The 12,546-nt window shown below is 42.1% G+C and carries 13 protein-coding genes and 1 tRNA gene; 10 read left to right on the top strand and 4 right to left on the bottom strand.

All coding sequences use genetic code 11. The annotated features are described in order from the left end of the window. Positions 1–7: 7 nt before the first annotated feature. Both ACX3PU_RS02780 and ACX3PU_RS02785 read right to left on the bottom strand, forming a co-directional pair. Positions 8–2,746 (bottom strand): TonB-dependent receptor plug domain-containing protein, encoded by a 2,739-nt coding sequence (locus tag ACX3PU_RS02780; RefSeq protein ID WP_459083377.1) that lies wholly within the window; start codon positions 2,744–2,746, stop codon positions 8–10. Between the two features lie 203 nt (positions 2,747–2,949). Next, positions 2,950–3,924: an SDR family NAD(P)-dependent oxidoreductase gene (locus tag ACX3PU_RS02785; protein WP_459083378.1), complete on the bottom strand. Its 975-nt coding sequence runs from the start codon at positions 3,922–3,924 to the stop codon at positions 2,950–2,952. Positions 3,925–4,091: 167 nt separating this feature from the next. On the opposite strand from ACX3PU_RS02785, the gene ACX3PU_RS02790 reads away from it, so the two are divergent. The 5 genes from ACX3PU_RS02790 to ACX3PU_RS02810 all read left to right on the top strand — a co-directional run bounded on the left by ACX3PU_RS02790 (position 4,092) and on the right by ACX3PU_RS02810 (position 7,484). After that, a complete protein-coding gene (locus ACX3PU_RS02790) occupies positions 4,092–5,318 on the top strand; it encodes an NAD(P)/FAD-dependent oxidoreductase (RefSeq protein ID WP_459083379.1) in 1,227 nt (408 codons plus the stop codon). 17 nt (positions 5,319–5,335) lie between these two features. Then, a complete protein-coding gene (locus tag ACX3PU_RS02795; RefSeq protein ID WP_459083380.1) occupies positions 5,336–6,328 on the top strand; it encodes a catalase family protein in 993 nt (330 codons plus the stop codon). Further along, positions 6,321–6,590 carry a SemiSWEET transporter gene (locus tag ACX3PU_RS02800; protein ID WP_459083381.1) on the top strand — a complete coding sequence of 90 codons (270 nt, stop codon included), beginning with the start codon at positions 6,321–6,323 and terminating at the stop codon, positions 6,588–6,590. Before ACX3PU_RS02795 ends, ACX3PU_RS02800 begins: the two co-directional genes overlap by 8 nt. A 94-nt stretch (positions 6,591–6,684) precedes the next feature. Continuing rightward, positions 6,685–6,939 carry a hypothetical protein gene (locus ACX3PU_RS02805; protein WP_459083382.1) on the top strand — a complete coding sequence of 85 codons (255 nt, stop codon included), beginning with the start codon at positions 6,685–6,687 and terminating at the stop codon, positions 6,937–6,939. Then, a complete protein-coding gene (locus tag ACX3PU_RS02810; protein ID WP_459083383.1) occupies positions 6,930–7,484 on the top strand; it encodes a hypothetical protein in 555 nt (184 codons plus the stop codon). Before ACX3PU_RS02805 ends, ACX3PU_RS02810 begins: the two co-directional genes overlap by 10 nt. Positions 7,485–7,710: 226 nt before the next feature. On the opposite strand, the gene ACX3PU_RS02815 is transcribed toward ACX3PU_RS02810, so the two are convergent. Continuing rightward, positions 7,711–7,781 (bottom strand) — tRNA-Gln (locus ACX3PU_RS02815). A 96-nt stretch (positions 7,782–7,877) separates the two neighbouring features. On the opposite strand from ACX3PU_RS02815, the gene ACX3PU_RS02820 reads away from it, so the two are divergent. The 5 genes from ACX3PU_RS02820 to ACX3PU_RS02840 all read left to right on the top strand — a co-directional run bounded on the left by ACX3PU_RS02820 (position 7,878) and on the right by ACX3PU_RS02840 (position 11,570). Continuing rightward, positions 7,878–8,930: an AMP-binding protein gene (locus ACX3PU_RS02820; RefSeq protein WP_459083384.1), complete on the top strand. Its 1,053-nt coding sequence runs from the start codon at positions 7,878–7,880 to the stop codon at positions 8,928–8,930. Between the two features lies 1 nt (position 8,931). Beyond that, complete coding sequence (arfB, locus tag ACX3PU_RS02825; RefSeq protein ID WP_459083385.1) at positions 8,932–9,321, top strand: alternative ribosome rescue aminoacyl-tRNA hydrolase ArfB; 390 nt, start codon at positions 8,932–8,934, stop codon at positions 9,319–9,321. A 315-nt stretch (positions 9,322–9,636) separates the two neighbouring features. Next, the gene (locus ACX3PU_RS02830) at positions 9,637–10,026 is read left to right on the top strand and encodes a GreA/GreB family elongation factor (RefSeq protein WP_459083386.1); all 390 of its coding nucleotides are present in this window, start codon (positions 9,637–9,639) and stop codon (positions 10,024–10,026) included. A 161-nt stretch (positions 10,027–10,187) separates the two neighbouring features. Continuing rightward, the gene (locus tag ACX3PU_RS02835) at positions 10,188–11,162 is read left to right on the top strand and encodes a deoxyhypusine synthase family protein (protein ID WP_459083387.1); all 975 of its coding nucleotides are present in this window, start codon (positions 10,188–10,190) and stop codon (positions 11,160–11,162) included. A 102-nt stretch (positions 11,163–11,264) separates the two neighbouring features. Continuing rightward, positions 11,265–11,570 carry an MGMT family protein gene (locus ACX3PU_RS02840; protein ID WP_459083388.1) on the top strand — a complete coding sequence of 102 codons (306 nt, stop codon included), beginning with the start codon at positions 11,265–11,267 and terminating at the stop codon, positions 11,568–11,570. 42 nt (positions 11,571–11,612) lie between these two features. Here ACX3PU_RS02840 and ACX3PU_RS02845 read toward each other — a convergent pair whose 3' ends face one another. Continuing rightward, complete coding sequence (locus tag ACX3PU_RS02845; RefSeq protein ID WP_459083389.1) at positions 11,613–12,446, bottom strand: GLPGLI family protein; 834 nt, start codon at positions 12,444–12,446, stop codon at positions 11,613–11,615. Positions 12,447–12,546: the final 100 nt, after the last annotated feature.

Below are 12,546 nucleotides of genomic sequence, written 5' to 3' on the forward strand. Positions count from 1 at the left end.
TGAAGGATTAAAATTCGTATTCGATTTTCGCGCCGAAGCTTAAGTCAAGGAGCCCGGGCTGAAGTCGTTTCACGTACTGTCCGTTTTCGTAAACGCGTGTGGTTTGTTTTAAATCAAGAAAGTTGTTGCCATAAAAGGAGAGTCTAAAGCCGCTTCTAAATTCTTTGGTGATCTTGAGGTTTAGGTTGTGGTAAACTTTATCGAGTTTATTCTCCACCTGATCTGTATTGCCCGACTTAATGTGCGCGAATTGGTTAGGATCCGAGATCTGCTCGGGGGTCAGAAGGATTTTATCTAAATCGCGATTTAGGTAGGCGTATGGAGTGTTAGGGTTGTAAAAGGCGTTACCGTCTATAAGGTAATGCTGAGAGCGCAGGCTAAAGATCATTCCGGCTTTCGGAATGCGGTAATTTAAGGCGCCCCCTAAGATCAGCTGGTCGTGGGTGGTTTCGTAGGAGCGGTAAAGCCCGTAGATTTCAGTGGACTGCGGGTCTTTGGATCGATAGAACGAATCGGTGTTTGAATTGCTTTTGGTTACCGTATAGGACGCTTGCAAATCAAGGCTGAGTGAGTTTAAAAACAGGCGGTTAATGGAGGAGAGAAGTTCCAGTCCTCGGTCGCTCGAATTTAAATTGTTTGAGGCTTTGTTTTGGATGAAGTAATAATCGCTGTACCCTGAAATTTCGTAAGTGGGGGCGCTTGCCCCGTTATAGAGAAACTCGATGTCAGCCAAATCGCGCCGAGTCGCGTAACGCTCCGTGGTAAACCCGTTGGAAAGTTTATTGTAAAATGCCGTTAGGGCGATGTTTCCAAAAGGGAACTTATAATCCATTCCGATTTCACTACGAATCCCACGTGAGGGTTTTAAATTTTTGTTGTCCGCCTGGTCAATAAAGGTTTGAACGACGCTAAGGTTGTAGTAGCCGGGTAGTCTCACATCGCCAAGCACGACGTCAAATACTCTAGGACCTGTGTAGATCATATTAAGCGAAGGTGATTTGGAAGAAATCCCGAAGGCTCCCCTAAGTTTAAAGTTGTTGTAAATCACATACGTATTGATACGAGGGGCGAGTAAGAAATTTTCATTTTGGTAATCGGCTCTTAGCCCGACCGATAAGTTGAAAAGAACGGAGTCGAATTTGCGGTAGATATTGTCCTCTACGTAGAGTCCCACTTGCGATTCTGCTTTTACATTGTCTCCGAAATTATAGGGTCTAAAAGCAATTCCACCGCCTCCCGTTCCATTTGCGAATTGATTTTGCATGGTTTCTGGAGAGCCCAGTCGTCCCTGACCTTTGTTGTCACTTAATGAAAAATCGATCCCAAGTGACGTATTGTGGTTCCATTTGCCGGTCTGAAATTTCTTTCCAAGATCCAGTGCACTGTATAAGTGGATAGGCTTTCCTTCCACTTCTTTCGTTTGGCGATAGCTCACAGGGGTATAGTATCCTTGATACACACCTTCCTTTGTTGAGGTACCCACGACTTCTCCACCAATGTTGACGAGTTGAGAATCGTGTGAGAACTGATATCCACTGGAGTAACTTGCCCTAAAATTTAAGTTGTCAAAAAAAGAGTCTTCAAAACGCCATTTAAGCGTGTTGGAAAGGCGAAGATCTCGTTTCTTATTCGATGTTATTTTCATCGAAGTATCCTCCTGTTCAAAGTTGGCATCGTCGAGGTTGCTAGAATAAGAAACTGAAAAAGTATTTAGAAGTCGGCGGTTTGTGCTGTTCCACGACCAGATTGCATTGGTGGTAAGTCTTTGGTAAACATTAAACTTGGTTCTGGGATTGGTGTTCGAATCTAAGTAATTTACATTTAGGTTCAAAAATCCAGCTTTTTCACTCAGCTTGAACCCTTTGCTGAGATTGTATTCCTGTGTTCCATTTCGAAACGCCCCGTAGGCTCGAAGCGGAGTTTCTCCTTTTTTTTGAGTGATGGCAATCACCCCAGAGGTAAGATCTCCATACCGAGCGGAGGCGACTCCTTGGATTACCTCAATTTTTTCAATATTGTCCGTGGAGATTTCTCTAAGATCGACTCCATAGTTCGAATTGGAAAAATAGCCATTGCTTCCTCCACCGACTCCAAAACCAATAGAGTTTGGTGAGAAGAGACCAGAGTAAGTCGAGTTGTAGGTCTGCATATTCTCATTGTTCGAGAGGGGAATCCCATCGATCACCACAGAGGTTCCAAACGATTTATTTCCAAAGCCTTCATTGCTGACGGTGGTTGGGGTTACAGTTCGAAAGGCTATGGGTTTAAACTCGTTCAGATTTAAGTTCATGAGTTTTTGACCGGGAAGCTGTTCTAGAACTTCGTTTACAGAAAAGGCTTGTATATTCTTTAAAGCTTCCTCCCGAATCTCAATTTCAGAGTATTGTTTTTTCTTTTGCGATAGGGTCACCTCTGCAATTCGGGCCGAGAGACGATCCATTTCAATTGCGACCTTTCTACTGGGAATTTGTGAATACGTCTTTTGAATAGAAATTAAATTGCTTCGATTAAAGACAAGCGTTTCGCCAGGTTGATACTTTATACGAAACAGTCCATGGCGATCGGTGAGAGTCCAAGTCTGCGTGTTTTCAATTTGAATTCGAACGTTGGTGAGGGGAACCCGGTTTTCCTTGTCCAAAACTACTCCTTCAAGTAGTTGTGCAAAGCCAAGACTTGGAATCAAAACAAAAAGTAAGGATACCCATTTGAAAAGAGAAGGACGAAAAGGCGGAACTTTTGACTGCATAGATTGGTAGATCGTGCTGCAAAAGTATTAATTATTTTTAATAAGTCTAAATAAATGCTACCTAATTTACTTTTATGAAAAAGAGGGCGCGAGTGAAACCAAGGGTGTCCACCGATCAGGGGCTAGGAAAATACGGTCTCCCTGTTCTATTTGGCACTTTTCTACTTGTGATGAATCTTGAAAGGATTTTTAAGAGTTCTGAGTTATTTGCCTCTCGAAAATGCAAATACGGCATAAGCTAGCGAAAGCAAGCCTCCGGCTAGAAGAATTTTTTTGGTTTTTTTAGATGGGGGAGGTAGCATCGTTTCCCCGTAAATTCTATGGGGAGCACGGGAAGGAACAAAAAGATTCCCATTGGTTTGGGCGCCGTCTTTGTCCATTAGTTTTCTAAGAACCCACGAGCCGGATTTCATCATGGTTTTTGGAAACAGGCTGTAGGCGGATTGTAAAAATAAAGAGGACCAATCGGTTGTTGCCGCTCTTTTTGGATACTTCGCGAGCGTAACCATTTGGTTGGCGAGCACTCTAGGGTCAAAAGAGAAGGGTGGTACTTTCATATCAAACCCTGAATACTTTGCACTGTGCATATTTCCTGTTGAGCGCTGCATCCCTGGGTAAAGTGATACCAAGTGTATGTTGGGATAATCGGATACTTCTGATTCGAGCGCCTCCATCATACCTCTGAGTCCAAATTTGGATGCACTGTAGGCGGTCGCGTAGGGAATAGGCATATGGCCTGAAACCGAGATATTGGTTATCAGTACACCCTCGTTTTGAGCTTTAAAGATTGGAAGGAGAGCTTTGGCGCTATGGAGCGCAGACAAGAGATTTGTTTTAATAATTTGATCCAATGCCTCTGACGGCATGTCTTCCAAATGGCCCGTGGCCATCACGCCCGCATTGTTGATCCAAATGTCAATTCGGGCATTAAATTGAAGCGCTTTTTGAATTAAATTTTCTATCTGATCCCTTTGTGTTAGATCGGTGGGAACGCTTATCGCGCTCGCGCCCAAATCTCGCATGAGTTGCAGGGTTTCGTTTAGGGCGCTTTCTCCTCTAGCCGCAAGAACAATTCGAGCGCCTTGGAGTGCAAAAGCTTCTGCGGCAGCTCTCCCAATTCCGCTGGAAGCGCCTGTAATCACGACTGTTTTTCCTTTCAATGAATCGAATGCTTGCATGGGTTTATTGCTTTAGAGTTCACGTAGTAAGAATGACAAAATCATTCCACTACTTCTACTTTGAAAGAAAAATTCCGGTCATGTAAAACATTAAGCAAATTGTGTAAGTTCTTACACCGGGGAATAAATACCTTCGATAGTTGAATTATTTACGTAAGTGTAACTCTATGGATCTCAAATCAAATGAACCTTTTTGGCTAGTAAAAAATGGACTGGTTTCTTCTTATCCTTCTCTTAAAAAATCGATTGCTTGCGATGTACTCATCGTAGGTGGAGGCATTACGGGAAGTTTGCTTGCTCATCAAATGATAAAAGACGGCTATTCCACTGTTCTTATTGATAAGCGTGAAGTCGTGCATGGCAGTTCTTCTGCTACCACCTCTCTTCTACAGTACGAGATCGATTTCCCTCTGTGCGAACTCATTGAAAAAATTGGAAAAAAGGGAGCTGAAGCTAGTTACAAGGCCTGCGCGCAAGCGATTGATACACTAGAGGAAATTACCAAGGAGATTAATTCCAAAGCTGGGTTTACAAAGAAAAACTCGCTTTATTACGCCGCGCTTAAAAAGCAGGAGGTCGGACTTAAGAGAGAATTTGAGTCCCGGAAAGAAGCAGGGTTCAATGTAAGATGGCTAGAAAAAGAAGAGATTCAAAAACGCTATGGCTTTGAAAAAGCTTACGGCGGAATTCTTAGCTCCCAAGGGGCTAGCGTGGATGCCTATCGGCTTGCCCATGAGCTTCTAAGGTACAATTCTTTAAGAGGGTTAAAGGTCTTTGATCGGACCGAACTGAAAGAGGTTAAAGATTGTAAAAACCATGTGATTGCCAAATGTGGAGACGGAAATGAAATTAACGCAAACCGTATCTTATATTGCACTGGCTATGAAACACAGAGCTTTATAGAAGAAAAATTTGTGGACCTAAAGAGTACTTATGCGATGGTATCGGAAGTGAATGTACAACCTATAAAACCTTTAAGCACTACCTTATTTTGGAACACTTCAGATCCCTATTTGTATTTTCGAACTACGGATGACGGAAGGCTCCTCGTAGGGGGAGCAGACGAAGAGTTCCAAGACGCAAAGAAGAGAGATGCCCAACTCAATTCGAAGGAAATGGCCTTAAAAAGTGAATTCCGAAAACTATGGCCCACGTATGAGTTTTACACGGATTTTGTCTGGGCGGGTACTTTTGGAGAAACAACAGACGGCCTACCGTACATTGGCACTCATCCTAGGTTTCCACATTCCTATTTTGTTCTCGGTTTCGGAGGAAACGGAATCACGTTCTCGGTCATAGGAATGGAAATGGCTTCGCTTTTCTTGAAGAAAAGAACACATCCGCTTACCCCGTATTTCAAGTTTGGTCGCGCCACCACCGAGCAAGAACGTTAACGATAAACCTAGGCCCTATGAAAGAAAAACTTCCTTACTCTCAGACCTACAGTCAGTTATCCGCTGCAGAAATTTCCCTTTTGCAACAGGCTTTAAAGGCCGTGAAAAATTTTGTTCGCCATTCGAAAGTTGAAAACCCTAAGGGCTACGCCACTCGGGGTGCCCATGCCACCACCTACAGTTTTTTAGAAGGAACGTTCCTCCCTAATGAGGCGGGGAATGAGCTCTTTAATCTTGAGTCTTACCACGCCCTTGTGCGCCTCTCGCATCCGCACTTGAAAATAGTGAGTCCGCGTCGGGGTCTTCCGCTCTTTGGAGTGTCGCTTCGTCTGTCGGATCACAGCCGAAGCGTACTAAATCTTCCGTTGGTGAATTTTCCGTTATTTCCCATGGTCAGCGTGAAAAGGTTTTTAAATCTCTTTATTCATATAAATACCTTTTTTACAGGGGGACTTTTTTCTAAAGTCAAGAGCAGTTTACTTATTTTGGGCGCTTTGCCCCATGTTCTTAAGAGCAGTCTGAACGTTTCGTTTATGGAGCAAGTGTTTAAACTGTATCGAACCAAAGAGCGCTTTAGTTTGGACTTTGAATACCATTCGGTCGGAGCCTACCGCTTTGGGGACGCGATGGTCAAGTATAAGCTACAGCCTAAGGGCGAAAAAGGCAAGGCTTTAGAGCGCGTAGACCAGTCTGTGGAAGCTTATATGGCGAATGGCCAGGGCTACAAGGCAGAGCTACTAGTTCAATTTGCTTTCGATACGCAAAGCCAGCCCGTAAATTTTCTAAACCGCATGTGGAAAAATTCTCCATGGGTCTGTATTGGCGAACTAGCATGCTCCGGGGTGTTGAATTCCGGGGATCCGGATTTGGAAAACCTCTCGTTTAATCCCTTTGAAAGCCACGAAGTCCTTAGGCCCGTAGGAAAAATACAGGCGCTACGAGAGGCGAGCTACGAGGTCTCGCACGCCGAGCGCGAAGCGTTAAATCAAAAACCGATATCCCATGGATGAAACCCTTATAGGAACCGTAGCCGGTGTTTTGACCTCGGTGGCCATGCTGCCTCAACTCATTAAAGTGCTTAAAGAGAAGAATGCGCAAGATCTTTCCTTATTGACCCTTGGGGTCTTAATTACGGGGCTCTCACTCTGGGTCTGGTACGGGATATTAAAACAGGAATGGCCCATCATTCTTTCCAATGGATTCGCTGTTCTGGTGAATCTGACCCTACTGGTAAGCGCCTTTGTGTTTAAAAAGAAGCAGGGTGATATTTAAGTTGGGATTGTCTTTTTTTCTTCGCGGATTTGCCCTGGTCTCACCGGCGGAGTTTGGACTATAGACCTGTGGCACGAGGCGGTTTTTGAATTAAATGGGCGCCTTTAAACCTTTGCAGCGCCGTGGTCACGGAGCTAACTTTTTAAAAGACCTCGTCCATAAAGTGGAAACCTACCTAGACGGTACGCTTTACAAGACCGTGAATGAAGAGGCCTTTATTCGAGAGGGCCGCATCGCTGTAATCAAGCTTCCGATTACTGGGTCTGAAGACTTCCATTTAGAAATGAAGATTTATAAAGGGGCGGGTCGTGTTCGAAGCATCGTCCTGGAAGAAATCCAATGGCACTAGAACGAATTTCTGTACCAGTTCAAAACAAGCTGAAACACGATTTATTATTGAAATTATTTATTATCTTTAATGCCCTGTTGCTCAACGGCCCCGATGGGGTGCTAAGAGGATTAAAGCAGGTTTTTACTCTCATGAAGAAAATAAGTTTTCAAAAGCTAGACTCAAAAACGAATCTATTATTCCTTGTTTTTTTAGGAATTTGCGTGCTCGTGGATGCTTTTTCGGTATTGCATAAACTGGATATTGGAAACGTACTGTTTCGAAAATTGTTTCCCATATTCACTTACCTCTCGATTCTGCTTTATTTGCTGAGAGTCTATTTTTTTAAAAATGTATTTCAATGGAATTCGAGCGGATTTGCGGCGAAAATCAACAGTCCTTCAGGGTTAAAAAAGAAATTCGCTCAAATCAAGTCAATTGATTACGGTCCGAGTGCCGTTGTTATTACCGATACAAATGGCAAAGTCGATACCCTCAATTTAGAAAACATTCATCCTGTTAGTAAATCAAAACTTACTGAGGTTTTAAAGTCGAACGTCAACTAAAGAGATGCTTTGCGGCATTGTGAGTTTTGTATGAGGTTTTGCGAAGCAAACGAAAATCTATGCCTAAAAATCAAAATCCGTAGATTTTGTTTTTGATCCGTATTTTTGTCCTTAATTTGACCCTAAACGTGAAACGAAATAAATCATCTGAAACACCTACTAATGAAAAAACCACCTCTAACGCTTAGTTTGAGATGGTTTTTTGTTTCAGGAAGTAACTCCTTTGCAGACCCACAGGGATTCGAACCCCAGATGACTGAACCAAAATCAGTAGTGTTACCGCTACACCATGGGTCTGTATATTTAAGTGGTGCAAATTTAAAGAATTTTTACACATTTGCAAAAGTTTTGTTTAAAAAAGTATAATTTTAAGACGTGTAAAACAGGAAGTTCATGAAAATAGATTTTAAGTCATTCGATATTAATCAGTTATTGCCAAAAACAAAGTTTGAGCAAAAGACAATTGCATTTGTGGAAGAGTGGTTTTCGAGCTCAAAAGAGGTGGAAGTTCAGACTTCCGGATCCACTGGGATTCCTAAAGTTCTAAAAGTGAACAAAGATAAGATGCTTAATTCTGCAAAAATGACTTGTGACTTTTTGGATTTGCACCGCGGGGATACGGCTCTTTTGTGTCTTCCGCTTGAATATATTTCTGGAAAGATGATGGTGGTGCGCAGCTTAGAAAGAGGACTAACCCTTACTATTGCAGATCCTTCCCTGCGTCCCCTAGAGAATCTTAAAAAACGAATTGGCTTTTGTGCGATGACTCCATTGCAGGTAGAAAATAGTTTGCATGCTATTTCCAAAGTACAAAAATTGATTATTGGGGGTGCCGGCGTATCGGAATCCCTAAAGAAGAAGCTGCATGAGGTTTTATCGTCTGAAAAGAATACCGGAGAAGAAGAATTAACGATTATATACGAAACGTACGGCATGTCGGAGACGCTTTCCCATATTGCTCTTAAGCAGCTGTATCCTGTAGAACAGGACTATTTCACTCTCTTTGACGGAATCGAAGTCAAGCTTGATTCTAGAGGTGCCCTTCTTATTAATGCCCCAAAGGTAAGTGATGAGCTGATTCAAACGAATGATCTTGTAGAATTAATAGCAAAGGATAAGTTTCGGTTTTTAGGAAGAACCGACAATGTGATCAATTCAGGGGGGGCGAAAATTAGGCCGGAGGAGTTGGAGTCCTTGGTTAAAAGACAAGTTCCACGAGAAGTGGTCTTTGTAGGAGTAAAAGATGATGTCCTAGGGGAGAAGTTAGTTCTTGTCGTTGAAGGAGAAGAGTCAAGCGAAATTCGCGCTCAGATTGAGCACACTCCATTTGAAAAGAATTTTCATCGTCCCAAGGCAGTTTTGTTTGCGCAGAAAATTCCACGCACGTCCAATGGGAAGATTAGTCGTCCCTTGTTAAAAAAATGGCTCGAAGAGCAGGTGAAGTAAAATGGATTTAAAGTCAGAATTATCCTATCGAACCCAGCGAAGCAGCGGGGCGGGAGGACAAAATGTAAATAAGGTAGAAACCAGTGTTACCGTTCTATGGTCGGTAAAGGATACTCTGCTTCTGAGCGATGAACAGATCGAGAGAGTTCTTGATAAATTGCGCACTCGCATTAATTCTGCGGGCGTACTCAGCGTCACTGTGAGCGAAGAGAGGTCTCAACTTCGAAATAGAGATATTGCCACTCGACGAATCACCGAACTGGTGGCGCAGGCCCTTGTCGTGCCCAAAAAGAGGCTTAAAAGCAAACCTTCAAAATCTCAAATAGCCAAGCGCCTCGATCAAAAATCCAAATTATCAAAAAAGAAACAAGATAGAAGGTACCGGTTTTAACTAGTGCATTTCTTATTTGTCTGCACGTTTTATAATCCGTACCTTTGTGTACTATTCAAACTACTGTAAATAAGATGGTTGCGATTGCTCAGGTTGCCGGTTTAAAGTTTTGTGCAGGGATTCTCTTTGCATTGTCTTATCTTTTTACAGATTCTTTTCTAAAAAGTTCTAAGGATTTCATGGACTAATCCCTGTCAGATCTGGGACAGGGCCACTTTTCAAGTTTATCACTTTAAGCACCGTTCGATTTTTTAAAAAAACGAACGTGTCAGATTGGTGCGAATCTTACTCAACAATTTTAGAAATTAAAAAAGAATGGAAAATCAAATACAATTAACCACAGGTATATACGATGCAATTAAAGAGCATTTAAGAAGGAGACGAGTTACGCAAGAAGAAGAAAATAGACTGACGACTGAGCTAAGACACGCAAAGCAAGTTCTAAGGCGTGATCTTCCTGAAGATGTGGTGACTGTAAATAAAGTAGTCACGATTAAGGACCACACAGAAAATAGAGAAAACGACTACATTCTAGTGTCTTCTGATAAAGCCAAACCTAAAAAGAACAAGCATTCTATTCTCTCAGATATTGCGCTTGCAGCCGTAGGGTATAAAGTAGGCGATGTAATCGAGTGGCCTTTTAGAGAGGGAAATCGAAAGATTGAAATTCTAAAAGTGGAAGACTGGGTGGAGACCTTTCACTAAAAAACAATTCACTAGACTAAAATAATGGCGCAATTTTTTGCGCCATTATTTTATTCAAAAGGTCCTTAGGGTTTCGTTTTCACCCGATCTGCAGTTTTATGTTAACAAACGGCATAGGGTTATATTAGGCAAAATCTTATCTTTGCCAAAACATTACAATAATGAGTAAACCCATTACAGAATTTCTTGAGAAATACTACCTCCATTTTAACTCTGCAGCCCTTGTGGATGCCTCCAAAGGGTATGTAGCACACCTTAAAGACGGCGGTAAAATGATGATTACCCTTGCAGGTGCAATGTCTACGGCAGAAATTGGTAAAATTCTGGCTGAAATGATTCGCCAGGACAAAGTACAAATCATTTCTTGTACAGGTGCAAACCTAGAGGAAGATTTGATGAACCTTGTCGCTCATTCCCATTATAAAAGAGTTCCTAACTACAGAGATCTTACCCCTCAAGAGGAATGGGACTTACTAGAAAAGGGATTAAACCGTGTGACCGATACTTGTATTCCTGAGGAAGAAGCATTTAGAAGGCTTCAAAAACATATTGTTGACATTTGGAAGGATGCTCAAGCTAAAGGGGAAAGATACTTCCCTCATGAGTACATGTACAAAATGCTTCTTTCTGGCGTTTTGGAACAATACTATGAAATTCCGAAAGAAAACTCGTGGATGCTTGCCGCAGCAGAGAAGAATCTACCCATAGTAGTTCCTGGATGGGAAGACTCCACTATGGGAAATATTTTCAGTAGCTATTGTATCAAAGGAGAACTCAATGCCTCGACGATGAAATCGGGTATTGAATACATGATGTTCCTTGCCGATTGGTATCCTAAGAATTCAGGTGGAAAAGGGATTGGTTTCTTTCAAGTAGGAGGAGGGATCGCTGGGGATTTCCCTATTTGTGTAGTTCCGATGCTTTACCAAGATTTAGAGATGACCGACACTCCATTCTGGTCTTATTTCTGTCAAATCTCAGACTCAACTACTTCTTACGGTTCTTACTCAGGAGCGGTTCCAAACGAGAAGATTACATGGGGGAAATTAGACATTCATACGCCTAAATACATTGTGGAAAGCGATGCGACCATCTGTGCGCCTCTAATGTTCCAATACATTTTAGAGAATTCCTAGATTTAGGGAAATAATAAAAAGTATAACCAGTTCGATAAATTCGAACTGGTTTTTTTATCGGTAGACCCTTTGTGCTTGTCTCACTTTTACTAACTTTGGAAGATGGATCCACTGTTTAAGTCTCAAGTGTACGAGGTAATTGAACTCATCCCTAAGGGACGAGTCACTTCCTACGGTGCCATTGCTCGCGCAGTGGGGTATCCAAACCATGCACGCCATGTGGGAAACGCCCTCCGGGATTATCCCTCTAATTTTCCAGCACATAGAGTTTGTAACAGCAGCGGTCACATCACGGCGAGCTGTCTCGATCGTTTTACGAAAGCATTAGAAAAAGAAGGCGTCAAAGTCCATGGAACCAAGATCGTGGAGTTTAAAACTCGTTTCTGGGATCCTCTTGAGAACCTCTGATTTTTTTCGGGTACTTTTTGAAATAGACTTTTTGCCCCCTGCTTATTTTTTAGGATAGTGAATGGCTTTGTCTAATTCGATCGGGTTGTTTTCCTTTCGAATATTCTGCTGCGCATCCTTTTCATGTTTCTTTAATTGGTCTTTTGCAGTGATCTGAGTACCGCGGTAAAAGAATTTGGTGTTGGGCTCTTCATCGAACTGGAGTCTAAAATCTTTTAGCGGATCTTCATAGTACTCAAGTTTCTTTTGCTTAAGGGTCCTCTCGCTGATTTCAATAGGTCTGGCACCCCCGTAATTTTCGATAATGCCGCTTGTGTCAAAGGTCTTTTTTAGAGTTAAAGATTCAACCATCGAATAGGCAAATGAGTTCTGGGTATCGTGAATTTCAAAGACGAGCCCCGGAAGTCCTCGAAACTTGTAAGGACCCTCATTGTAAGGGATTTCTTGAGCAAACCAAGCAATCCAAGACCGACCTCCAAAGTCTGTCGTTGCTTTTTGTAAGGTATAGGAACCTACTTTCTTCGTTTCTTCTTTGAGAGTCCATTGAATAGGATCGCTTGTCGTGTACACAAAGACATTGTCCGTATTCTCATAATTTTTATTTTCGAAAGAGTTACGTTTTCTAGTAACAATGTTCTGATAGCCCCAGACTTGGTATCCGTTATTTTGATTGGCCTTGTTAATGGAATCCATTTCAAGAAAATCGTGTTCGTAAAATTTCACGGAATCCGGATTGATGTCTAGTACCATTTGAGTGGAGATAAGCTCCGTGCTCGTAGAATCCAATTTGAATTTCAGGTCGTAAATAAAGCGATGCGTTTGTGCAGAGATTACGGACGCTATAAAGAGAAGGCCTAGGAGCAGTGATTTTTTCATAGTCTCAAAATAAACGAAATCGGTTGGTATAAAGGTAGAAAAAATATCGACTTGTAAGGATATGCCACAATCAAAAAAGCCCTCTAATCCTTGGTAGGAT

The sequence above is a fragment of the Chryseobacterium sp. A301 genome, from assembly GCF_054489425.1.

Coding starts and splice junctions, on each gene's coding strand:
- ACX3PU_RS02780 (WP_459083377.1), bottom strand. CDS start 2,746: ATGCAGTCAAAAGTTCCGCCTTTTCGTCCTTCTCTTTTCAAATGGGTA.
- ACX3PU_RS02785 (WP_459083378.1), bottom strand. CDS start 3,924: ATGCAAGCATTCGATTCATTGAAAGGAAAAACAGTCGTGATTACAGGC.
- ACX3PU_RS02790 (WP_459083379.1), top strand. CDS start 4,092: ATGGATCTCAAATCAAATGAACCTTTTTGGCTAGTAAAAAATGGACTG.
- ACX3PU_RS02795 (WP_459083380.1), top strand. CDS start 5,336: ATGAAAGAAAAACTTCCTTACTCTCAGACCTACAGTCAGTTATCCGCT.
- ACX3PU_RS02800 (WP_459083381.1), top strand. CDS start 6,321: ATGGATGAAACCCTTATAGGAACCGTAGCCGGTGTTTTGACCTCGGTG.
- ACX3PU_RS02805 (WP_459083382.1), top strand. CDS start 6,685: ATGGGCGCCTTTAAACCTTTGCAGCGCCGTGGTCACGGAGCTAACTTT.
- ACX3PU_RS02810 (WP_459083383.1), top strand. CDS start 6,930: ATGGCACTAGAACGAATTTCTGTACCAGTTCAAAACAAGCTGAAACAC.
- ACX3PU_RS02820 (WP_459083384.1), top strand. CDS start 7,878: ATGAAAATAGATTTTAAGTCATTCGATATTAATCAGTTATTGCCAAAA.
- arfB (WP_459083385.1), top strand. CDS start 8,932: ATGGATTTAAAGTCAGAATTATCCTATCGAACCCAGCGAAGCAGCGGG.
- ACX3PU_RS02830 (WP_459083386.1), top strand. CDS start 9,637: ATGGAAAATCAAATACAATTAACCACAGGTATATACGATGCAATTAAA.
- ACX3PU_RS02835 (WP_459083387.1), top strand. CDS start 10,188: ATGAGTAAACCCATTACAGAATTTCTTGAGAAATACTACCTCCATTTT.
- ACX3PU_RS02840 (WP_459083388.1), top strand. CDS start 11,265: ATGGATCCACTGTTTAAGTCTCAAGTGTACGAGGTAATTGAACTCATC.
- ACX3PU_RS02845 (WP_459083389.1), bottom strand. CDS start 12,446: ATGAAAAAATCACTGCTCCTAGGCCTTCTCTTTATAGCGTCCGTAATC.